Below are 23,012 nucleotides of genomic sequence, written 5' to 3'. Positions count from 1 at the left end.
TCCTGCATATAATTTAAATGTGCGGTATAGTTATACATATGAACGATTTCAGTGTTGCCGTCTCCGGTGCCACCGGTTACGCCGGAGGGGAGATCCTCCGGCTGCTGAGCGCTCACCCCAACTTCAACGTCCGCACCGTGTGCGGGCATTCCTCGGTGGGCGAGAAACTCGGGCGTCACCAACCCCATCTTCCACGATTTGCCGAGTTTGTGGTCAAAGAGTCCACCGCCGAGGTGCTCGCCGGTCACGATGTCGTCGTCCTGGCCCTGCCCCACGGTCAATCCGGGCAGATCGCCGCCGAGCTCGAACAGTCGAGTCCCGAGACGCTCATCGTCGACCTCGCCGCCGACCACCGCCTCATCAGCGCCGCCGCCTGGGAGAAGTTCTACGGCTCGACCCATCAGGGCACATGGACCTACGGTCTGCCCGAACTCCTCACCGCAGGTGGAACCAAGCAGCGTGAGGCTCTTAAGGACACGAAGCGCATTGCCGTCCCCGGCTGCAACGTCACCGCGGTGACCCTGGGTCTCGCACCACTCATCCAGGCCGGACTCGCTGCACCCACCGGCCTCAATGCGGTACTCGCCAATGGAGTCTCCGGGGCAGGCAAGGCACTCAAACCTCACCTGACCGCCGCTGAAGTCCTCGGCGATGCGAGCCCCTATGGCACCGGTGGAACCCACCGGCACGTGCCCGAGATCGAACAGAACCTCAACGGCAGTCTCGGCGCCGACGCAGCCGAGGGCCCCATCCGGATCTCCTTCACCCCGACACTCGTGCCCATGGCCCGCGGGATTCTCGCGACCATCACCGCCGACCTGGGGGAGAGCGCACCACGAACCGCGGACGGCGCGATCGATGTCGCGGCACTGCAGAGCCACCTCGGCGAGGCCTTTGGTCAGGCCTATGACGACGAACCCTTCGTCCACCTTCCTCCCGAAGGCCAATGGCCGCGCACCTCGTCGACGACGGGGTCGAACATGGCCCACATCCAGTTCACCATCGACGAACGAGCCGAGAAGGTTCTGGTCGTCGTGGCACTGGACAACCTGGTCCGCGGCACCGCCGGCCAGGCACTGCAGTCCATCCACCTTGCCCTCGGCCTCGACGAGACCACCGCACTGCCCATGGAAGGAGTCGCACCGTGAGTGTGACCGCACCTCTTGGCTTCACCGCCTCCGGCCTCATCGCCGGACTCAAACCCAGCGGGAAGAAGGACCTCTCGCTCGTCATCAACACCGGCCCCGACAACGCCGTCGCCGCCGTCTACACCTCCAACCGATGCAAGGCGAACCCGGTCCTGTGGTCACAGAAGGTCTCGGCCAACGGCCAAGCCAGCGCCGTCGTGCTCAACTCCGGGGGAGCCAACTGCTACACCGGCGACTTCGGCTACGAGACGACGAAGCTCACGGCACAGTACACAGCCAAACTCCTCAGCGAAGCAGGCAACGCCACCACAGCCGATGACGTCCTCGTCTGCTCGACCGGACTCATCGGCGTCGGGGGACAGGACTTCCGCGACACCATCATCGACCACCTCCCACCACTGGTGGCAGCTGCCGAGGACTCAGTCGAAGGCGGCGCCGACGCAGCAGAGGCGATCATGACCACCGACACCGTCGCCAAGGTCGCGACACGCGAAGGCGGCTCCGGGTACACGATCGGCGGCATGGCCAAGGGTGCGGGCATGCTCGCCCCCGGACTGGCCACCATGCTCGTCGTCATCACCACCGACGCCAAGGTCGACCAGACCGTGCTCGACTCCGCACTGCGTGGAGCAACCAGCCGCAGCTTCGACCGCCTCGACACCGACGGCTGCATGTCGACGAATGACACCGTCATCCTCATGAGCTCCGGCGCCCACGAGGGGGCAGTCGATGAGGCAGAGTTCTCCAGCCTCGTCGCCGATCTCTGCCTCGACCTCATGCGCCAACTCCACGTCGACGCCGAGGGCGCCCACCACGACATCGCCATCACCACCCAAGGGGCCGCGAGCGAGGACGACGCTGTCATGGTTTCCCGCTCGGTGTCACGATCGGCCCTGTTCAAGGCCGCGATCTTCGGTCAGGACCCGAACTGGGGTCGCGTCGTCGCTCAGGTCGGGACCACCTCGGCGGCATTCGATCCCACGCAGATCGACGTGAGCATCAACGGCGTCGAAGTCTGCCGCGCATCCGGTCCCTACGAAGACCCGGACAAGGTCGAATTCTCCCGCGAGGTCGACGTCGTCATCGACCTCCACGCCGGCGACCAGTCCGCAACGGTCTGGACCTCGGACCTCACCCACGATTACGTCGAAGAGAACAGCGCCTACTCCACATGAGCAACCCGCACGACATGTCCACGAAATCCACGGCCGCCCGGCTCGCCGCCGCTCAGGTTAAGGCCGAGGCCCTGACCGAGGCACTGCCGTGGATCAAAAAGTTCTCTGGTGCCACGATCGTCATCAAGTATGGCGGCAACGCGATGATCTCCCCGGAGCTGCAGCAGTCCTTCGCCGATGACATCGCCTTCCTGCGCTTCGCCGGGATCCGTCCCGTCGTCGTCCACGGGGGAGGCCCGCAGATCTCGGCCATGCTGTCTCGCTTGGGTATTGAAAGCGAGTTCAAGGCCGGGCAGAGGGTCACAACCCCTGAAGCCGCCGAGGTGATCCGCATGGTTCTCTCCGGTCAGGTCAACCGCGACATCGTGAGCCGCATCAACCGCAACGGCAATGCCGCCATCGGCCTCTCCGGTGAGGACGCGGACCTGCTGCTGGCGCACAAAACCCACGCCGAGGTGGACGGACAGAAGATCGATCTCGGCCGGGTGGGCGAGATCGACCAGGTCAACACCACCGTCATCAACGAACTCCTCGACGCCGGTCGGGTACCCGTCATCTGCTCGATCGCCTCGGAGATCGACGGGGAAGCGGGCAAACCGCTCAACATCAACGCCGACCTCGCCGCTTCCGCGGTGGCCAAGGCGCTCAAGGCGCACAAGCTCATCATGCTCACCGATGTGCCAGGTCTCTACGCGAACTGGCCGGACACCTCTTCGCTGATCTCGCGCATCGGGCCGAAGAAGCTCAAGGAACTGCTGCCGAGCCTGGATGCGGGAATGATCCCGAAGATGACAGCAGCACTCGAGGCGATCGAGAACGGGGTCAAGCAGGCCCACATCATCGACGGCCGCATGGCGCACTCCCTGCTGCTCGAGGTCTTCACCTCAGAGGGCATCGGCACGATGGTCGAAGACACCGTCGTCGAACCCGCACCCCTGGGTGACGGGCACAAGGGTGAAGGGCACACAGGCGACGGACACGAGGGCGACGGAAACACAGGAACAGTGGAGGACAACAATGAGTGACACGCAGACCGCAGACTCCCAGACTTCAGACGCCCAGACCTGGCGCGACGACTTCTCCCGCGTCCTCTCACCGGTCTTCGGATCCCCTCAGCTCGATATCGTTCGCGGCGAGGGAACGAAGGTCTGGGATGCCTCGGGTAAGGAATACCTCGATCTGCTTGCCGGTATCGCCGTCAACGCACTCGGCCACTGCCACCCCGCCTGGGTCAAGGCCATCACCGAGCAGGCCGAAACCCTGGGCCACATCTCGAACTTCTTCACCTCGCCACCGCAGATCGCATTGGCCGAGAAGCTCCACAAGATCCTCGACCTGCCCAGCGGTTCCGCAGTGTTCTTCTCAAACTCCGGCACCGAGGCCAACGAGGCGGCCTTCAAGATGGCCAGACGCGCTGGGGGAGGCTCACGCCCGATTATCATCGCCATCGAAGGTGCCTTCCACGGCAGGACGATGGGCGCGCTCGCCTTGACGGCCAAGGCCGCCTATCGCGAACCCTTCGCACCCGGCGTCCCCGGCGTCGTCCATATTCCCTATGGCGACGTCGAGGCGCTCTCCGCCGCCATCAACGACACCACTGCCGCCGTCTTCATCGAACCCATCCAGGGTGAGGTCGGAGTCCGACAGCACCCGGCCGGCTACCTCACCAAGGTCCGTGAACTCACCCGCGAAGCCGGTGCCCTCCTCGTCCTCGACGAAGTTCAGTCGGGTGTGGCCAGGACCGGATCCTGGTTCGCCTACCAGGACCCGGAGATCGGCGAAGGAGTCGTCCCCGACATCATCACTTCGGCGAAGGGCCTGGGCGGAGGCATGCCGATCGGAGCCACCATCACCGTCGGCGATGCCAATACCAAACTCCTCGAAGCCGGACAGCACGGGACGACCTTCGGCGGCAATCCGATCGCGTGTGCCGCCGGACTCGCCGTCCTCGAGACCATCGAGAACGAGAACCTGCTCGGCCACACCCGGGACACCGGGGCATGGCTGACCGAGCAGCTGCTGGACATCGACGGCATCGAGAAGGTCACCGGCACCGGACTGCTGCTGGGCCTCGAACTGGCCGAGGGACTCAATGAAAAGGCGATCGCCGCTCGCGCACTTGAGGCCGGGTTCATCATCAACCCCGTCGCCCCCGGCCGCCTGCGCCTGGCCCCACCGCTGATCATCACGAAGGACGATCTCGGACCATTTCTGGAAGCGCTGCCCGGACTGCTGCGCGGCTGATCACGTTCGCCGCCCACTCAGCGGCCACCTCGGCGACCGGAGCATCCAGCGACCGACCCGGCCGCCCCACACAGACTGACAAAGGACACACCATGACACGGCATTTCCTCAAGGACACGGACCTCACCCCGGCCGAACTCACCCAGGTCCTCGACCTCGCGGTCGAACTCAAGGCAGCCCCGTACTCGCGCACCCCGCTGGCCGGACCGCAGACCGCGGCCGTGATCTTCGACAAGACCTCCACGAGGACCCGCGTGTCCTTCGCCGCCGGAATCGCTGCGTTGGGTGGCCAGCCGCTGATCATCAACCCCGGTGAGGCACAGCTGGGGCATAAGGAGTCCATCGCCGACACCGCACAGGTCATGTCGCGCATGGTCTCGGCGATCATCTGGCGCACCTACGCCCAAGCCGGGCTCGAAGAGATGGCCCAGTACTCCTCGGTGCCCGTCGTCAACTCTCTCTCCGATGACTTCCACCCCTGTCAGATCCTGGCCGACCTGCTCACGATCCGCGAACACCGCGGAGCCGTGGCCGGGCAGACCATGACCTACTACGGTGACGGCGCGAACAACATGGCCAACTCCTACGTCCTCGGCGGAGTCAACGCCGGCATGCATGTGCGCATCGCTGCCCCGGCCGACTACCAGCCGGCAGCCGAGATCATCGCCGAGGCCAACGAACTTGCCCAGACCACCGGCGGATCTGTCACGGTCACCGACGACGCGAAAGCCGCGGCCCAGGGTGCCGATGTCCTCGTCACCGACACCTGGGTGTCCATGGGACAGGACTCGGCAGGACGCGACGACGAGACCTCTCCGTTCGTGAAGTACCAGGTCACACAGGAACTCATGGAACTGGGCAACGACCCGATCTTCCTCCACTGCCTGCCGGCCTATCGGGGCAAAGAGGTCAGCGCCGAGGTCATCGACGGCCCCGCCTCGGCGGTCTTCGATGAAGCTGAGAACAGACTGCACGCGCAGAAGGCGCTGCTGACATTCCTCCTGGAGCAGCGATGAGCGAGAACGCCACATCAGCGACGAATTCGGCGCCGCTGACGAAGACCGCGCGGCAGCAGAAGATCATCGATCTCATCACCCGCACATCCGTGCATTCGCAGATCGATCTGGCCGAGAACCTGGCAACGATGGGCATCACCGTCACCCAGGCGACACTCTCACGCGACCTCGCCGAGGTGGGGGCCGTGAAGATCCGATCCACCGCCGGATCCGTCTACGCCGTCCCCGGTGAGGGCGGGGACCGGAGCCTGCAGCAGTCCACCGGCGACAGCCTCGACGCGAAACTGCCGAGGCTGCTCGAAGAGCTCCTCGTCTCCGCAGCGGCACAGGACAATACCGTCGTCCTGCGCACGCCTCCTGGAGCCGCGCAGTACCTGGCCTCGGCGATCGACCGCTCCTCGATGGTCGGAATCTTTGGCACAATCGCAGGAGACGATACTGTTCTCGTCATCGCCATGTCCTCCGTCGGGGGACAGGCACTGGCCGAGACATTCCTCGAATATGCGGCCGGAAACGCCGCCGAGAACTGACACACCCGATACACGCAGACCCGGCCGACCGGGAACTGGAACACCGAACCGATGGATTCAAACCGGCAGCGTGAAGGCGCCGACGGTGGGGAAGGACCTTTTGTGAGCGAACGACTGAGCCTATGGGGCGGACGATTCTCGGACGGCCCGGCCGATGCACTGGCCGCGCTGAGCAAGTCAACGGACTTCGACTGGCGCCTAGCCCACTACGACATCGCCGGTTCGAAGGCCCACGCAAAGGTCCTGCACCGCTCGGGTCTGCTCAGCGACGACGAACTCAAGGGCATGACAGAGGCGCTCGACGAACTCGGCCGCCGCGTCGAGACCGGCGAATACGTCGCCGCCGAATCGGACGAGGACGTCCACTCCTCACTCGAACGCGGACTCATCGAGATCGCCGGACCCGACCTGGGCGGCAAACTGCGCGCCGGCCGATCCCGCAACGACCAGATCGCGACCCTGGGACGCATGTACCTGCGCGATCACGCCCGTGACCTGGCCAGCCTGGTCCTCGACACCGTCGATGTCCTCATCGCCCAGGCCGAAGAACACCCCGAAGCACCGATGCCCGGACGCACCCACCTCCAGCACGCACAGCCCGTGCTCCTGGCCCACCACCTGCTGGCCCACGCCTGGCCGCTGCTGCGCGACGTCGGACGATTCGTCGACTTCGATGCGCGCGCCGGCATCTCCGCCTACGGTTCGGGTGCCCTGGCCGGATCATCGCTGGGCCTGGACCCGCAGGCCGTGGCCGCCGATCTGGGCTTCAACGACTCGGCAGAGAACTCGATCGACGGCACAGCCGGCCGCGACGTCTTCGCCGAATACCTGTTCATCACCACGATGATCGGCATCAACCTCTCCCGTCTCAGCGAGGAAGTTATCGCCTGGGCGACCAAGGAATTCTCCTTCGTCACCCTCCACGATGCGTACTCGACCGGGTCCTCGATCATGCCGCAGAAGAAGAACCCCGACGTCGCCGAGCTGACCCGCGGCAAGTCCGGTCGCCTCATCGGTGACCTCACCGGGCTGCTCTCAACGCTCAAGGCGCTGCCCCTGGCCTACAACCGTGACCTGCAGGAAGACAAGGAACCGGTCTTCGACGCCACCGACACCCTTGAGCTCCTGCTCCCGGCGTTCACCGGGATGGTCGCCACGCTGAAGTTCAACACCGAACGCATGGCCTACCTGGCACCCCGCGGATTCGCCCTGGCCACGGACATCGCCGAATGGCTCGTGCGCAAGGGCGTGCCCTTCCGCATCGCCCACGAACTCTCCGGAGAATGCGTGCAACTTGCCGAGTCGAAGGACGCCGAACTGTGGGATCTCACGGACGAAGAGTTCGCCGGCATCTCCGAGCACCTGACCCCCGATGTGCGTGAAGTGCTCACCACTCTCGGGTCGATCGACTCCCGCAGTTCCAAGGGCGGCACCGCCCGCAGCGCCGTGGATCAGCAGCTGGCCAATGCGAAGGCCGAAGTTGCGAAGCTGCGCGAGTTCGCTGATTCGGCACGGAGCGTGTGAAACACCGGCCGGGTACAGTGCAGCGTTGGCATCTCTGAAACCGTGAACCTAGCGTGCGACTTGTACAAGTTGTACGATAATGGCCATGGTTTCAGTGACACTGTCGCAATTCCGCAATCAGCAGAGTGACTACATTGCCGCTGCGCAGCGAGAGCCCGTCGAGATCACGTCGCGCGGGGCGGGCCGTCGTGCTGTCGTTGTGTCTCCGGAGTTCTATGACCGTGCCCTGCAGGCGCTGGAAGATCAAGCTGATATCCGATCTGTCGCCGCGACGCGTGATGAATCCGAACGAGTCACTCACGAGGACCTCGTCCGAGAGATTGGCTGCCAAACGGGATAAGCCGCTTGGAAGAGAATCCGCGCCTCGGGCGTGAAGAAACACCTCGGCACACCCCGTAGAATTGTCCCCGTCGGCTTCTCGCCGACACTTCATACACATCTGAAAGGACCGAAGTGACCGACATCTTCAGTGAACTCAAGGCCCGTGGCCTCGTCTCGGTTTCGACCGACGAAGCCGCCCTGCAGAAGGCTCTCAATGAGGAATCGCTGACCTATTATGTCGGTTTCGATCCCACCGCACCCAGCCTGCACATGGGCAATCTGGTCCAGCTCATCACCGCCGCGCGCCTGCAGAAAGCAGGACACAATCCTTTGGCGCTCGTCGGCGGAGCAACCGGGCTCATCGGTGACCCCCGCATGTCGGGAGAGCGCACGCTCAACCCGCGCGAGGTCGTCGAGGAATGGTTGGAGAAGATCCGGGCACAGGTCGAGAAGTTCCTCGACTTCAGCGGTCCCAACGCCGCGCAGGTCGTGAACAACTACGAGTGGACGTCCGAGATGTCTGCCATCGACTTCCTCCGCGACATCGGCAAGCACTTCCCGATGAACCGAATGCTGGCCAAGGAATCGGTCTCGGCTCGTCTCAACAGCGAAGCAGGAATCTCCTTCACGGAGTTCTCCTACCAGGTGCTACAGGGCAACGACTACCTCGAACTCCACCGCCGCTACGGCTGCTCCCTGCAGACCGGTGGCTCCGATCAGTGGGGCAACCTGACCTCGGGCGTCGATCTCATCCGTCGCGTCGAACAGCACAGTGTCCATGCCCTGGCCACACCGCTGATCACCAAGGCCGACGGCACCAAGTTCGGCAAGACCGAGTCCGGCACCGTGTGGTTGGACGAGAGCCTGACCAGCCCGTACGCGTTCAGCCAGTTCTGGCTCAACGCGGATGACCGCGACGTCGTGAAGTACCTCAAGGTGTTCTCGTTCCGATCGCTCGAGGAGATCGAGCAGATCGAGGCCGAATTCACCGCAGCACCACACACCCGTCTGGCACAGAAGGTGCTGGCCGAGGACGTGACGACTCTGGTCCACGGCAAGGAGAAGTACGAGCAGGCGACCGCGGCGGCTTCTGCGCTGTTCGGTGGGGGAGAGCTGGCCAGTCTCGATGCCGCCACCCTGGGCGCTGCGACCTCCGAACTTCCTCGCGGCGATGTCAGCTCGGCGCAGCTGGCTGAGGGCGTGCCCGTAGCGGACGCCTTCGTGACTGCCGGCATCGTGAAGTCCAAGGGCGACGCACGTCGAGCCATCAAGGACGGCGGCGCCTACGTCAACAACGTCAAGGTCACCGGTGACGACCAAACCCTGACCCCCGCCGAGGTGCTCCCCACCGAAGGCGGAGGAGTGATCCTCCTGCGTCGGGGAAAGAAGACCCTGGGAGCAGTTGACATCATCAGCTGAGCTCCACGAATGCCGACGACACCGTGCCTTTGATTAACTCGAGGGCACGGTGTCGTCGTATCCGGGCACATGGGCACGACTTGATGCCTTGGTGTCGAGCATGAAAAGCATTGGACAAGCGAAAGCCTTGTTATGAACGAAGACAAGGAAGTCGCTTGTATGTGGTGCTCGCCATTGTCAGATCTCTGGACAACCTCATGGCACTGACCGGCGCTGTGACCGAGACTGGTATCAGTACTACGTCGAAACGAGGAGAATATGAGAACACTGCTCAACATCATCTGGTTCATCTTCAGCGGACTGTGGCTGGCATTGGGCTATTACCTTGCCGGCATCATCTGCTGCATTCTCATCGTCACCATCCCCTGGGGCATTGCCTCCTTCCGGATCGGCAACTACGCCCTCTGGCCCTTCGGCCGCGAAGTCATTGAGACCAGGCCTGCTGGCATTGCGACGACTCTCGGCAACATCATCTGGGTCATCGTCGCCGGCATCTGGCTGGCCGTCGGACACGTGGTCACCTCGATCCCACTGTTCGTCTCCATCATCGGCATCCCACTGGGATGGGCAAACATCAAACTCATTCCCGTCTCACTGATGCCCCTGGGCAAAGAGATCGTCGACAGCGATTCCCTCATGCCCGGCTACCGCGGAGCCTGAGCCGGGTGCCACGCAACAAGGACCCGCATGTAGGGACTGAACCCCTAGAACTCGGGGAACGCGAGGCCCGATGAGGCTTCGGTGACGGGTGTCACAGCCAAAGGTTCGGTTTCGAGTTGCACGGGGAGGCTGGCCTGGTCTAGAGTTGTATCTCGTTGCCCCGCAGAAAACGAACTCTTCGAGAACAGTTTTCACCGGGTGTGACCAGCACAAACACAGTTTAGTTGGTTCACACGGAAACGTGGTTGGCAGCCACATAAATTGAAACTGACACCCCCAGTGAACACGCCCCTTTTTGTGGGTTGTGGTGATGGGTGAGTGTTTGTGGTTTGAGAATCCAATAGCGTGTTTGTTTGAACAAATAGTGATGCCAGAAACATTATTTTTCTGGTAAGACAATCACATGGTCACACATTTGTGACTGCCCTTCGCCGGGCGGTCACGCCAGCATGTGTGGACATGAACATTGAGCCGACTGCGGTCACCCCGTGATCGTTTGGTTGGCTGTCTTGCTGGGATTCATTCGTAACATAATTTTTTTATGGAGAGTTTGATCCTGGCTCAGGACGAACGCTGGCTGCGTGCTTAACACATGCAAGTCGAACGCTGAAACCCGCAGCTTGCTGTGGGTGGATGAGTGGCGAACGGGTGAGTAACACGTGAGTAACCTGCCCCCGACTTCGGGATAAGCCCGGGAAACTGGGTCTAATACCGGATATGACAACCGAAGGCATCTTTGGTTGTGGAAAGTTTTTTCGGTTGGGGATGGGCTCGCGGCCTATCAGTTTGTTGGTGAGGTAATGGCTCACCAAGACGACGACGGGTAGCCGGCCTGAGAGGGCGACCGGCCACACTGGGACTGAGACACGGCCCAGACTCCTACGGGAGGCAGCAGTGGGGAATATTGCACAATGGGGGAAACCCTGATGCAGCGACGCAGCGTGCGGGATGACGGCCTTCGGGTTGTAAACCGCTTTCAGCAGGGAAGAAGCCCCTTACGGGTGACGGTACCTGCAGAAGAAGTACCGGCTAACTACGTGCCAGCAGCCGCGGTAATACGTAGGGTACAAGCGTTGTCCGGAATTATTGGGCGTAAAGAGCTCGTAGGTGGTTGGTCACGTCTGCTGTGGAAACGCAACGCTTAACGTTGCGCGTGCAGTGGGTACGGGCTGACTAGAGTGCAGTAGGGGAGTCTGGAATTCCTGGTGTAGCGGTGAAATGCGCAGATATCAGGAGGAACACCGGTGGCGAAGGCGGGACTCTGGGCTGTAACTGACACTGAGGAGCGAAAGCATGGGGAGCGAACAGGATTAGATACCCTGGTAGTCCATGCCGTAAACGTTGGGCACTAGGTGTGGGGGACATTCCACGTTCTCCGCGCCGTAGCTAACGCATTAAGTGCCCCGCCTGGGGAGTACGGTCGCAAGGCTAAAACTCAAAGGAATTGACGGGGGCCCGCACAAGCGGCGGAGCATGCGGATTAATTCGATGCAACGCGAAGAACCTTACCAAGGCTTGACATACACCAGACCGTTCTGGAAACAGTTCCTCCCCTTTGGGGTTGGTGTACAGGTGGTGCATGGTTGTCGTCAGCTCGTGTCGTGAGATGTTGGGTTAAGTCCCGCAACGAGCGCAACCCTCGTTCTATGTTGCCAGCACGTGATGGTGGGAACTCATAGGAGACTGCCGGGGTCAACTCGGAGGAAGGTGGGGATGACGTCAAATCATCATGCCCTTTATGTCTTGGGCTTCACGCATGCTACAATGGCTGGTACAGAGAGATGCGAGACCGCGAGGTTTTAGCGAATCCCTTAAAGCCAGTCTCAGTTCGGATCGTAGTCTGCAATTCGACTACGTGAAGTCGGAGTCGCTAGTAATCGCAGATCAGCAACGCTGCGGTGAATACGTTCCCGGGCCTTGTACACACCGCCCGTCAAGTCACGAAAGTCGGTAACACCCGAAGCCGGTGGCCCAACCCCTCGTGGGAGGGGGCCGTCTAAGGTGGGACTGGTGATTGGGACTAAGTCGTAACAAGGTAGCCGTACCGGAAGGTGCGGCTGGATCACCTCCTTTCTAAGGAGCACACATAAGAACCCCAACGTGTCACCCGAACGTGGTGCCGGTTGGGAGCTCAAGGGTGGAACATCATTATTTTCGCTCAACCCGCACAGCGTCGTTAAGGTTCATGCCTTGTCGACGGTGTGATGATGGTGGGCTAGAACGAACACGTTATTGGGTCCTGGGATCACAAACCAACCAGCAATGGTTGTCTGTGGTTTCAACCAACAGGACCAACCCGTCCACACTCGCAGTCGAAAAAGCTGTTCGTGGTGTGGGTGGTGTTTGGTAGTGGTTTGAGAATCGTATAGTGGACGCGAGCATCAACAGCCCGAACATTTGTTTGGGTTGTTATGTAATGTGATTTTTCTTGTGAAATCTTAGTGTGAAAAATTTCGCACACACGATTGCAACCAATTTGTTTGGGTGTGATGAGTGTGTAAGAGCGCATGGTGGATGCCTTGGCATCAGGAGCCGATGAAGGACGTGGAAATCTGCGATAAGCCTCGGGGAGCCGATAAACGGGCTGTGATCCGAGGGTGTCCGAATGGGGAAACCCCGCCACATGAGAGTGTGGTGACCCGCATCTGAATATATAGGATGCGTGGAGGGAACGCGGGGAAGTGAAACATCTCAGTACCCGTAGGAAGAGAAAATAAAACATGATTCCGGGAGTAGTGGCGAGCGAAACTGGATCAGCCTAAACCGTGTGCGTGTCAAACGTGCTGGTGTTGCGTATGCGGTGTTGTGGGGAATGCGTGTTCGGTCCAGCATGACCGAGTCGTTGATGTGTGCCTTGTGTAGTCGAAGCTGGTGGGAAACAGTACCGGAGTGGGTGAGAGTCCCGTAGACGAAACATGTGGCCCCGACGATATGTGTTTGCCCGAGTAGCACGATACTCGTGGAATGTCGTGTGAATCTGCCAGGACCACCTGGTAAGGCTAAATACTTCCTGATGACCGATAGCGGATAGTACCGTGAGGGAATGGTGAAAAGTACCCCGGGAGGGGAGTGAAATAGTACCTGAAACCATGTGCTTACAATCCGTCAGAGCCTCCTTTGTTGGGGTGATGGCGTGCCTTTTGAAGAATGAGCCTGCGAGTTAGCGGTGCGTGGCGAGGTTAACCCGAGAGGGGTAGTCGTAGCGAAAGCGAGTCCGAATAGGGCGAATGAGTCGCGTGTCCTAGACCCGAAGCGGAGTGATCTAGCCATGGGCAGGGTGAAGCGTGTGTAAGAGCGCGTGGAGGCCCGCACCCACTTCAGTTGAAAATGGAGGGGATGACCTGTGGTTAGGGGTGAAAGGCCAATCAAACTCTGTGATAGCTGGTTCTCCCCGAAATGCATTTAGGTGCAGCGTTGCGTGGTTCTTGCCGGAGGTAGAGCTACTGGATGGCTGATGGGCCCCACCGGGTTACTGACGTCAACTAAACTCCGAATGCCGGTAAGGTTCAGCGTGGCAGTGAGACAGTGGGGGATAAGCTTCATTGTCGAGAGGGAAACAGCCCAGACCATCAACTAAGGCCCCTAAGCGTGTGCTAAGTGGGAAAGGATGTTCAGTTGCGAAGACAACCAGGAGGTTGGCTTAGAAGCAGCCATCCTTGAAAGAGTGCGTAATAGCTCACTGGTCAAGTGATTGAGCGCCGATAATGTAGCGGGGCTAAGTACACCGCCGAAGTTGTGGCAGCACCCCAAGTAGCCGTAATGGTGGGGTGTTGGGTAGGGGAGCGTCGTGCTGGCAGTGAAGTCGCCGTGTGAACGAGTGGTGGAGCCGGTACGAGTGAGAATGCAGGCATGAGTAGCGAAAGACGGGTGAGAAACCCGTCCACCGGATGACCAAGGGTTCCAGGGCTAGGCTAATCCGCCCTGGGTAAGTCGGGACCTAAGGCGAGGCCGACAGGCGTAGTCGATGGACAACCAGTTGATATTCTGGTACCGACGCTCAACCGTCAATACCAAAACACACGATACTAACCATCCAATCGTCCTTTCGGGTCTTCGGACCTGTTGTGGATGTGCGGCTGGGACCTGAGTGTGGAGTCGGTAAGCGCGAGGTGTGACGCAGGAAGGTAGCCAGGCCACGCGATGGTAGTCGTGGTCTAAGGTCGTAGCACGTGGGGGTAGGTAAATCCGTCCCCACTTTGAGTGTGAGAGCTGATGGGCGCCCCACTTGTGGTGGGGTGATCTGGTGATCCTATGCTGCCGAGAAAAGCATCGGCGTGAGGTTGTGTGTTGCCCGTACCCTATAACCGACACAGGTGGTCAGGTAGAGAATACTAAGGTGATCGAGAGAATCGTGGTTAAGGAACTCGGCAAAATGCCCCCGTAACTTCGGGAGAAGGGGGACCATCCCGGTGAAGCCAACGTGCTTGGTGATGTGCTGGTGGTGGTCGCAGAGGCCAGAGAGAAGCGACTGTTTATTAAAAACACAGGTCCGTGCGAAGATGTAAGTCGATGTATACGGACTGACGCCTGCCCGGTGCTGGAAGGTTAAGAGGACTCGTTAACCCGTAAGGGTGAAGCGGAGAATTTAAGCCCCAGTAAACGGCGGTGGTAACTATAACCATCCTAAGGTAGCGAAATTCCTTGTCGGGTAAGTTCCGACCTGCACGAATGGCGTAACGACTTCTCTGCTGTCTCAACCACGAACTCGGCGAAATTGCATTACGAGTAAAGATGCTCGTTACGCGCAGCAGGACGGAAAGACCCCGAGACCTTCACTATAGTTTGGTATTGGGATTCGGTGTGGTTTGTGTAGGATAGGTGGGAGACTGTGAGGCTATCACGCTAGTGGTGGTGGAGTCGTCAAGTGAAATACCACTCTGATTATACTGGATTTCTTAACTTCGGACCCTGATCGGGTTCAGGGACAGTGCCTGATGGGTAGTTTAACTGGGGCGGTTGCCTCCTAAAGAGTAACGGAGGCGCCCAAAGGTTCCCTCAGCCTGGTTGGCAATCAGGTGTCGAGTGTAAGTGCACAAGGGAGCTTGACTGTGAGACGGACGTGTCGAGCAGGAGCGAAAGCTGGGACTAGTGACCCGGCCATGGCTTGTGGAAGCGTGGTCGCTCAACGGATAAAAGGTACCTCGGGGATAACAGGCTGATCTTGCCCAAGAGTCCATATCGACGGCATGGTTTGGCACCTCGATGTCGGCTCGTCGCATCCTGGGGCTGTAGTCGGTCCCAAGGGTTGGGCTGTTCGCCCATTAAAGCGGTACGCGAGCTGGGTTTAGAACGTCGTGAGACAGTTCGGTCCCTATCCGCTGCGTGCGTAGGAAATTTGTGGAGGCCTGTCCTTAGTACGAGAGGACCGGGACGGACGAACCTCTGGTGTGCCAGTTGTACCGCCAGGTGCATGGCTGGTTGGCTACGTTCGGGAAGGATAACCGCTGAAAGCATCTAAGCGGGAAGCCTGCTTCGAGATGAGATTTCCAATCCATTAAGTTGGGGTGAGGTGTCCTATAGATTATGGGTTTGATAGGCCGGGTATGGAAGCACTGTGAGGTGTGGAGTTGACTGGTACTAATACGCCGATCACTCATCAACCTTTCATTTTGGTTGGTGTGTGCGTGTTTACGCTATGGGTTTTACGAGATACTTTATGAGTCACATTATGTGTGGTGTTCGCGTTCGCTGTACGGTTCTTGGACCGCTACTACATCCTTGAGTCTTTGTGATTCGGGTGGTGGTGGTTTGTTGGTTTTGCGGTGGTGATAGTGGTGGGGAAACGCCCGGTTAACCGTTCCGATCCCGGTAGCTAAGCCCATTCGCGCTGATGGTACTGCAACTTGGTGGTTGTGGGAGAGTAGGTGACTGCCGCAATATTCTTTAAGAGTGAGGGGTCATTCCACTTCGGTGGGATGGCCCCTTCCTTGCATTCACGAGTGGTGTGGTGGGGGAGTGTTTCCTGATTCCAATCAGCGGAGGCTCCTCCACCATTCTTCATTCACGGCTTCGAGGTCTCGGAGCGCCTACGAGCAGGAGATTCTCTCAATTCTGGGCCTGACCATCGGTTGAACTTTCCCAAATTCCTACGCGTGGTTCAGTCCACAATGATGGACCGTATAGGTAGTGTGGTGGTCACAACACGTAGGAAGGTACCGCTCATGCTCAACCGTCTGCACGATACCCTTAGGCTCCGGACCAACCCGGCAATCTTCTTTTCGTCAGCCGCGGTCATCATTCTGTTCGTGCTCGCCACGATCTTTTTCACCGACGCTCTCGACAGTGGTGTCTCTGTCGCGTCGGACTGGCTGCTGACGAACCTCGGATGGTTCTACATCCTCGGCGTCACCGTCTTTTTGGTCTTCCTCATCTACATAGCCGCATCACGGTACGGTCGGGCCAAGCTCGGCCCGGACAACGAGGAACCGGAGCACTCGAATGGTGCCTGGTTCGCGATGTTGTTTGCCGCCGGCATCGGATCGATCCTCATGTTCTGGGGAGTCGCGGAACCGGTCAGCCACTTCGGCGACCCACCTCGTGGGTCCTTGGGCATCGAACCCGGTACGGTCGAAGCTGCCACCGACGCGATGAACTTCACCTATTATCACTTCACCCTGCATACCTGGACGATCTTCACCCTGCCGGCGTTGTGCTTCGCCTACTTCATTCACAAGAGGAACCTGCCACCGCGTGTGAGCTCCATCTTCCAGCCGATCCTCGGTGAGAAGATCCATGGTCCCATCGGCAAGTTCATTGACGTTGTCGCCATCATCGGCACCGTCTTCGGTATTGCGGTATCCATCGGTCTCGGCACACTGCAGATCAACGGTGGTCTGGCCCAGGTCATCGGCATCCCGGAGAATGCACTTTGGCAGCTCATCATCATCGGCGTGGTCTGCGGCTTGGCGACTATTTCTGTGTCAATGGGTCTGGACAAGGGCATCAAAGTGTTGTCGAACATCAACATCGTGGTAGCTGTCCTGTTGCTGATCTTCATCATCGTCCTCGGGCCCACCTTGTTCATGGCTCGCGGCATCTTCGAATCCTTGGGCACCTACATCCAGACGCTTCCGGAACTGGCACTGTGGAATGACACCTTCGCCGACACAGGCTGGCAGAACACCTGGACGGTCTTCTACTGGGCCTGGACCATCACCTGGTCGCCCTTCGTGGGTATCTTCATCGCCCGGATCTCCCGCGGTCGTACCATCAGGCAGTTCGTCATCGGAGTTCTCGCGATTCCGTCGGCCTTCTCCGTCATCTGGTTCGGAGTCTTCGGATACGCTTCCTTTGACATCGAGTTCAATCAGGGTGGTGGACTCGTCGATCGCGTCGTGGAACAGGGTGATGTCCCTGGTGCGCTGTTCGCATTCCTCGAGCATTACCCGCTAGCTGCGCCAGTGTCCGTTATCGCCATCATCTTGGTGATCATCTTCTTCGTCACCTCGGTGGACTCTGCGGCTCTCGTGGTGGACACGATGAACAACGGTCACGAAGACTTCAATCCGCTGGGGCAGCGAATATTCTGGGCTCTGGCTATTGCCGTTGTCACCGCGGCGCTGCTCGTCTTCTCCGGTTCGGGTGGACTCGAGGCACTGCAGTCGACGATCATCCTCGTCGGGCTCCCGTTCTTCATCATCGCGTACTTCCAGATCTACGCCCTCATGCGAGCGTTGCGTGAGGACGCTGGTGAACTGCCACGAGTGCGAATGCGCAAGTGGAAGAAGGTGCTCCCACCCGAAGAGGTCGAGCGCAGGGCCGATGAAGACGACGTCTTCGCTCATGAATACGACGATGAGGAAGAGGTCGTGACTGCTCCCGAAGCTGTTGAGCCGGCGCCGGAGTTCCGCGACCCCTACATCTCTGAAGATGGAAAGAAGAAGAAACGCTACGGAACGCTGGCCAGTCGAACCGGCAGCGCGAAGAACGAGCCGGATCGTCCGTCCTCATCCGAGTGATCTCTTGAGGTCCGTCTAAGACGGGCAAGGGGCTGGTCATACCTGCGTGCCGGGTGTGGCCAGTCCCTTCTCTATCCACCAACCCGAGCTTCGCCGCGCGTGCTCGGCTGCTTGGACTGAGGCCCTGGCGATGAGCTTGTCGCCTGACAGATGACGAGGAGGGCCCCGCTTGTCAGCGGAGCCCTCCCAGACGGTCTAATCTCCTTGCGTCAGAACACTGTTCGGTCTCGATCGATCAGTGTCATGAGACGAGGTATCAGGATCCTGATTTGATCATTTCGGCGCACTTCTCACCCATCATCATCACCGTGATGTTGGGGTTGACCGTCGTGATCTCCGGCATGGCCGAAGCATCGACGACGCGGAGTCGGTTGACGCCCTTGACCCGCAGCTGGGGATCCAGCGGCGACGACTGATCATCGGCGGCACCCATACGTGCTGTGCCCACCGGGTGGTAGACGGTGTTGTGGGTGCGGGTGAGGTAGTCCTCGATCTGCTCATCGGTCTGCACGTCCTTGCCCGGGAACAGTTCCTCACCGGCCCACTCGGACATGGCGTCCTGGGCGACGATGGCCCGAGCCTTGCGGATGCCGGCGATCATGACGCGCATATCGTGGCCCTCTGGATCGGTGAAGTACCGAGGGTCGACGTGGGGCTTGTCCCGGAAGTCACGTGAGCGCAGACGTACGGTGCCGCGTGAACGGGCATGCGTGACATTGGGTGTCAGGCAGAAGGTGTTCTCCGACGTCGGGTAACCCTGACGCAGCGTATGCATGTCGAACGGCACGGAACCGTAGTGCATCATCAGGTCAGGGCGGTCCAAGCCCTCTTCGGTAGGGGTGAAGATGCCGGCCTCCCACCACTGGGTGGAGTCGTCGACCATGGGCTTCTTCGCGTCCCAAGCGATGACACCTTCGGGGTGGTCCTGGAGGTGTTCACCGACTCCCGGCGAATCGACGCGAACATCGATACCCACCTCGGCGAGGTGGTCCTTGGGTCCGATACCGGAGAGCATCAGCAGCTGCGGGGTGTTGATCGCACCAGAGGAGACGATGACTTCCCGCTTGGCTTCGATGCGCTTGGTGTGACCGAAGGCGTTGTTGACGACGTGGACGCCGGTGCAGTTCTCCTGCTCATCGAACTCGAGGACCTTGGCCTGAGTGTCGGTGAGGATCGTGAGATTCTCACGGTCGAGGATCGGGTGCAGGTAGGACACCGAGGAGGACGAACGTGTGCCGTCGGCCTTGCGGTTGACCTGGAAGAAGTTGGCACCGTTGATGACGGTTTCGCCTTCGTTGAACTGAACGCGGGGGATGCCCTCCTGCTCACAGGCGTCGAGCAGGGCAACACCGCAGGGGTCGTTCGGCGGCACATTCATCAAGTGCACGGGGCCATCGTGACCGTGGTGGTCACCGGGAAGCTCGTTGTTCTCCAGCTTCTTGTACAGGCCGAAGGTGTCCTTTGATCCCCACCCGGTGGCGCCGAACTTGGTCTCCCAGTCGTCGAGATCCTCGCGCGGTGCCCAGAAGGCGATGCATGAGTTGTGCGAGGAGCAGCCGCCGAGGACCTTTGCCCTGGCATGCCTCATATGAGAGTTGCCGTGCTCCTGCTCCTCGATGGGGTAGTCCCAGTCGAAGCCGGACTCGAGCAGTTCCATCCAGCGGTTGAGGCTGAGGATGACGTCCTCGCCGACATCGGTCGGGCCCGCTTCCAGCAGACCGACGCTGACGTCGGGATCCTCGCTGAGGCGTGCTGCCACAGCGGCACCCGCGGAGCCTCCGCCCACGACGACATAGTCAAAGCTATGAGTTGTTTCCACGTTCTGACTCTCCTTATTTGCTGTGATCGGGGAACCAACCGGTGACGGCGGGCTCGAGGTTCTGGTAGATGTGCTTGGCTTCCTGGTACTCGGCCAGACCGGTCGGTCCCAGTTCACGGCCGAAGCCCGACTGCTTGTATCCGCCCCACTCGGCCTGCGGCAGGTAGGGGTGGAAGTCGTTGATCCAGATGGTTCCGTGGCGCAGGCGCTGGGCGACCAGTTGAGTTTTGCCCGCATCTTGGCTCCAGACCGCACCGGCGAGACCGTAGTAGGTGTCGTTGGCGATCTCGACGGCCTCGTCGACCGTTGAGAAGGTCTCGACGGTGACGACAGGGCCGAAGGCTTCGTCGGAGACAACGGACATTCCGCGTTCGACCTGGTCGAGGATGGTGGGCAGGTAGTAGTAGCCCTTCTCCAGTTCGCCTTCGCCCCAGGTGCCGCCGCAGCGCACACGGGCGCCTTCGGCGACGCCCTTGTCGACGTAGGCGGTGACCTTGTCGCGGTGGGCTGCGGAGATGAGAGGTCCGGTTTCGGCGTTGTCATCGAAGGGTCCGCCGAGGCGGATCTGCTGAGCACGCTCGACGAGGCGGTCGACGAACTTCTCGGCGATCGATTCTTCGACGATGAGTCGGGCACCTGCAGAGCAGACCTGACCGGAGTGGACGAAAGCGGCGTTGAGAGCATTGTCGACAGCGGCCTCGAAGTCCGCGTCGGCGAAGACGACGTTCGGGTTCTTGCCGCCGAGTTCGAGGGCGATCTTCTTCACGGTTGCCGCTGCGTTGGCTGCGAGCAGGCGTCCCGTGACCAGGCCACCGGTGAAGGAGACCATGTCGATGTCCTCATGTGTCGACAGCGGTGCTCCTGCATCGGCGCCGGCGCCGAGGATCAGGTTGCCGACTCCTGCCGGCAGTCCCAGCTCTTCGAGCACCTGCATCGTCAGGATCGCTGTGTGCGGGGTGAGTTCAGCAGGCTTGAGGATGAACGTATTGCCGGCTGCAATGCAGGGAGCGATCTTCCATGCGGCCTGCAGCAGCGGGTAGTTCCACGGGGTGATGAGGGAACAGACGCCGACTGGCTCATGGACGATGCGGCTGGCGACCGTGTCGGTGCCGGCGTCGACGACGCGGCCCGCGTCGTTTGCGGCCAGTTTGCCGAAGTAGTCGAAGCAGTTGGCGATGTCGTCCATATCGATCTCGGACTCGACATAGCGCTTACCCGTGTCGAGTGACTCGGCACGAGCGAACTCTGCCTTGCGCTCCCGCAGGACCGACGCGAACTTGAGGAGAAGATCGCCCCGCTCGCTGGCGGGCACGCTTGACCAGACACCCGAGTCAAAGGCGCGACGGGCGGCAGCGATCGCGAGCTCGGTGTCGGCTGGGCTGGCTTCGTCCACCTCGGCGACGAAGCTGCCGTCGGCAGGATTATGGATCTCTCTGATCCCGCCGTTCTGGGCCGAAACCCACTGTCCATCGATGAAAAGCGTGTTGGGCACGATGTCTCCTATTCCTTGATGGTGAAAGTCGTTGAGATTGAGTTCGAGATTGTGCAGTCCACCAGTGTGGGCGGGGGAGTCAGAACTGTGAGCATGCCTCCTCTTTCCGCTGGTGGTGGCGCTTCCGATAGCCACGATATGCGAACAGGGGCGTCCGATGCTTAATCGAATGAACCGGATCACAGAAATCGAGCGCCAGGAGGCGCTTATGCGGGACTGAGCAATATCGGCTGTCGACATTCGAATGACCGCGGGTGGGCTCGGGAACGTTGGCGCTCTCGGTATCGCGTCGAGCGCTGTCCTGCGTTCCGGGCTCGGCGGTTACGGTGACAATGAGCACAAATGTCGGAAGTAAGTTACCGCTATTGATCGGACTGGCAATCGTGTGGTGGCGTTTGAAATGACGTCGGGAATTTGTGCGTGCATACCGAATGCATTTAATTGCCGATGTAGTGTGATGGGATGATAATGAAATTGATGTGGGCGAGCACAAGGAATTGACCGACATGCTCGAATCTTCCACGCCAGGCTTCATCAACCCTCTACTGACCTCGATGAGATGACCGTACGTCCCGCAGGCCACTGCCAGCGGGACGGCTCGCCACGATTCTAACAGAGCGTTTGAAAACGTCCCCAGGGTTTTGTCGGGCCCAAACTCCTAATAGGAGTGACGGTGGTCTAATCATTCGCCAACGGGTTGCGTGGTCGATCGGGACTGCGAGCAACCCGTCGGATATTTCGCCTTGACGCGGGCTCATGCGGCTTATGAGAACTTGTCGGCTCTGTTGCTGTGCTCGGTTCACCATAAATACGTGTTCTCACGCACAGGACTTACCGGTTTCCAGTGGACTAGAATGGTGCGGAATCATTGAAAAGACTTTATAGGGAGAATCGTGGCCCCAGGGGATTCGCGAGACAGCCAGCACAACCGCCGTTCGGACGGCGGGCGCCGCTCAGATCGCGACAGCAATCACAATCGTCGACAGGACTCTCACCAGTCCCGGGACGAGCGCGGGTCACGTAACTCCGATCGTCGCGACGACCGCCGAGGCGGCTACCAAGGTAACCGTTCTAACGACGGTGAGCGTCGTGGAGGTTACCAGGGCAATCGCAGTAACGACGGTGAGCGCCGCAGCTTCGGTGGTGACCGTCGCAATGACGGTGATCGCCGTGGGGGCTACCAAGGTAACCGCTCCAGCGATGGTGAACGTCGTGGTGGTTACCAGGGCAATCGCTCTAACGATGGTGAGCGTCGCAGCTTCGGCGGCGACCGTCGCAATGACGGTGAGCGTCGTGGCGGTTATCAGGGCAATCGCAGCAATGACGGCGAGCGTCGCGGTGGCTACCAGGGCAACCGTTCGAACGACGGTGAGCGTCGTGGTGGTTACCAGGGGAATCGCTCCAATGATGGTGAACGTCGCAGCTTCGGCGGAGACCGTCGGGACGATCGCCGAGGTGGGTACCAAGGGAATCGCTCCAACGACGGTGAACGTCGTGGGGGCTACCAAGGTGATCGTCGTAATGATGGTGAACGCCGTGGGGGCTACCAGGGCAACCGTTCTAACGACGGTGAGCGTCGTGGGGGGTACCAGGGCAATCGCTCTAACGACGGTGAACGCCGTGGGGGCTACCAGGGCAACCGCTCCAATGATGGTGAACGTCGTGGCGGGTACCAAGGCAACCGCTCCAATGACGGTGAACGTCGC

General features: G+C 60.3%; 14 protein-coding genes and 3 rRNA genes. 14 read left to right on the top strand and 3 right to left on the bottom strand.

Annotated elements, in window-relative coordinates:
- Window positions 1-38 precede the first annotated feature (38 nt).
- The 14 genes from argC (at window position 39) to LQ788_RS12555 (ending at window position 17,995) form a co-directional block, all read left to right on the top strand.
- A complete protein-coding gene (gene argC / locus LQ788_RS12620) occupies window positions 39-1,148 on the top strand; it encodes an N-acetyl-gamma-glutamyl-phosphate reductase (RefSeq protein WP_231441483.1) in 1,110 nt (369 codons plus the stop codon).
- The gene (gene argJ, locus LQ788_RS12615) at window positions 1,145-2,323 is read left to right on the top strand and encodes a bifunctional glutamate N-acetyltransferase/amino-acid acetyltransferase ArgJ (RefSeq protein ID WP_231441481.1); all 1,179 of its coding nucleotides are present in this window, start codon (window positions 1,145-1,147) and stop codon (window positions 2,321-2,323) included. The genes argC and argJ overlap by 4 nt, the downstream gene beginning before the upstream one ends.
- The gene (gene argB / locus LQ788_RS12610) at window positions 2,320-3,348 is read left to right on the top strand and encodes an acetylglutamate kinase (protein WP_231441479.1); all 1,029 of its coding nucleotides are present in this window, start codon (window positions 2,320-2,322) and stop codon (window positions 3,346-3,348) included. The genes argJ and argB overlap by 4 nt, the downstream gene beginning before the upstream one ends.
- The gene (locus LQ788_RS12605; protein WP_231441478.1) at window positions 3,341-4,567 is read left to right on the top strand and encodes an acetylornithine transaminase; all 1,227 of its coding nucleotides are present in this window, start codon (window positions 3,341-3,343) and stop codon (window positions 4,565-4,567) included. The genes argB and LQ788_RS12605 overlap by 8 nt, the downstream gene beginning before the upstream one ends.
- A 92-nt stretch (window positions 4,568-4,659) precedes the next feature.
- Window positions 4,660-5,583, top strand: a complete 924-nt coding sequence (gene argF, locus LQ788_RS12600) for an ornithine carbamoyltransferase (RefSeq protein ID WP_231441476.1) — start codon at window positions 4,660-4,662, stop codon at window positions 5,581-5,583.
- Window positions 5,580-6,113, top strand: a complete 534-nt coding sequence (locus LQ788_RS12595) for an arginine repressor (protein WP_231441474.1) — start codon at window positions 5,580-5,582, stop codon at window positions 6,111-6,113. Before argF ends, LQ788_RS12595 begins: the two co-directional genes overlap by 4 nt.
- A 102-nt stretch (window positions 6,114-6,215) precedes the next feature.
- Entirely contained in the window at window positions 6,216-7,637 is a 1,422-nt protein-coding gene (argH, locus tag LQ788_RS12590; RefSeq protein WP_231441472.1) for an argininosuccinate lyase, read from the top strand.
- 79 nt (window positions 7,638-7,716) lie between these two features.
- A complete protein-coding gene (locus LQ788_RS12585; RefSeq protein WP_317207042.1) occupies window positions 7,717-7,977 on the top strand; it encodes a type II toxin-antitoxin system prevent-host-death family antitoxin in 261 nt (86 codons plus the stop codon).
- A 113-nt stretch (window positions 7,978-8,090) separates the two neighbouring features.
- Window positions 8,091-9,377, top strand: a complete 1,287-nt coding sequence (gene tyrS, locus LQ788_RS12580) for a tyrosine--tRNA ligase (protein WP_231441468.1) — start codon at window positions 8,091-8,093, stop codon at window positions 9,375-9,377.
- Between the two features lie 258 nt (window positions 9,378-9,635).
- Window positions 9,636-10,037 (top strand): YccF domain-containing protein, encoded by a 402-nt coding sequence (locus LQ788_RS12575; protein WP_231441465.1) that lies wholly within the window; start codon window positions 9,636-9,638, stop codon window positions 10,035-10,037.
- Between the two features lie 538 nt (window positions 10,038-10,575).
- Window positions 10,576-12,110, top strand: a 16S ribosomal RNA gene (locus LQ788_RS12570).
- A 414-nt stretch (window positions 12,111-12,524) separates the two neighbouring features.
- Window positions 12,525-15,638 (top strand): 23S ribosomal RNA (locus LQ788_RS12565).
- Between the two features lie 157 nt (window positions 15,639-15,795).
- Window positions 15,796-15,914, top strand: a 5S ribosomal RNA gene (gene rrf, locus LQ788_RS12560).
- The 16S, 23S and 5S rRNA genes sit together here, the layout of an rRNA operon.
- Window positions 15,915-16,198: 284 nt before the next feature.
- Window positions 16,199-17,995 (top strand): BCCT family transporter, encoded by a 1,797-nt coding sequence (locus LQ788_RS12555; protein WP_009883059.1) that lies wholly within the window; start codon window positions 16,199-16,201, stop codon window positions 17,993-17,995.
- A gap of 256 nt (window positions 17,996-18,251) precedes the next feature.
- Here the strand turns inward: LQ788_RS12555 and LQ788_RS12550 are convergent, their stop codons facing one another.
- The 3 genes from LQ788_RS12550 to LQ788_RS12540 all read right to left on the bottom strand — a co-directional run bounded on the left by LQ788_RS12550 (window position 18,252) and on the right by LQ788_RS12540 (window position 22,982).
- Window positions 18,252-19,814, bottom strand: a complete 1,563-nt coding sequence (locus LQ788_RS12550; protein WP_231441464.1) for a GMC family oxidoreductase — start codon at window positions 19,812-19,814, stop codon at window positions 18,252-18,254.
- Window positions 19,815-19,827: 13 nt separating this feature from the next.
- Window positions 19,828-21,306 (bottom strand): aldehyde dehydrogenase family protein, encoded by a 1,479-nt coding sequence (locus LQ788_RS12545; RefSeq protein ID WP_096146993.1) that lies wholly within the window; start codon window positions 21,304-21,306, stop codon window positions 19,828-19,830.
- Between the two features lie 1,016 nt (window positions 21,307-22,322).
- Window positions 22,323-22,982, bottom strand: a complete 660-nt coding sequence (locus LQ788_RS12540; protein WP_231441462.1) for a hypothetical protein — start codon at window positions 22,980-22,982, stop codon at window positions 22,323-22,325.
- Between the last annotated feature and the right edge of the window lie 30 nt (window positions 22,983-23,012).

The organism is Brevibacterium zhoupengii, assembly GCF_021117425.1.
Classification (GTDB): Bacteria; Actinomycetota; Actinomycetes; order Actinomycetales; family Brevibacteriaceae; genus Brevibacterium; species Brevibacterium zhoupengii.
This window is presented reverse-complemented; position numbering and strand designations above follow the sequence as displayed.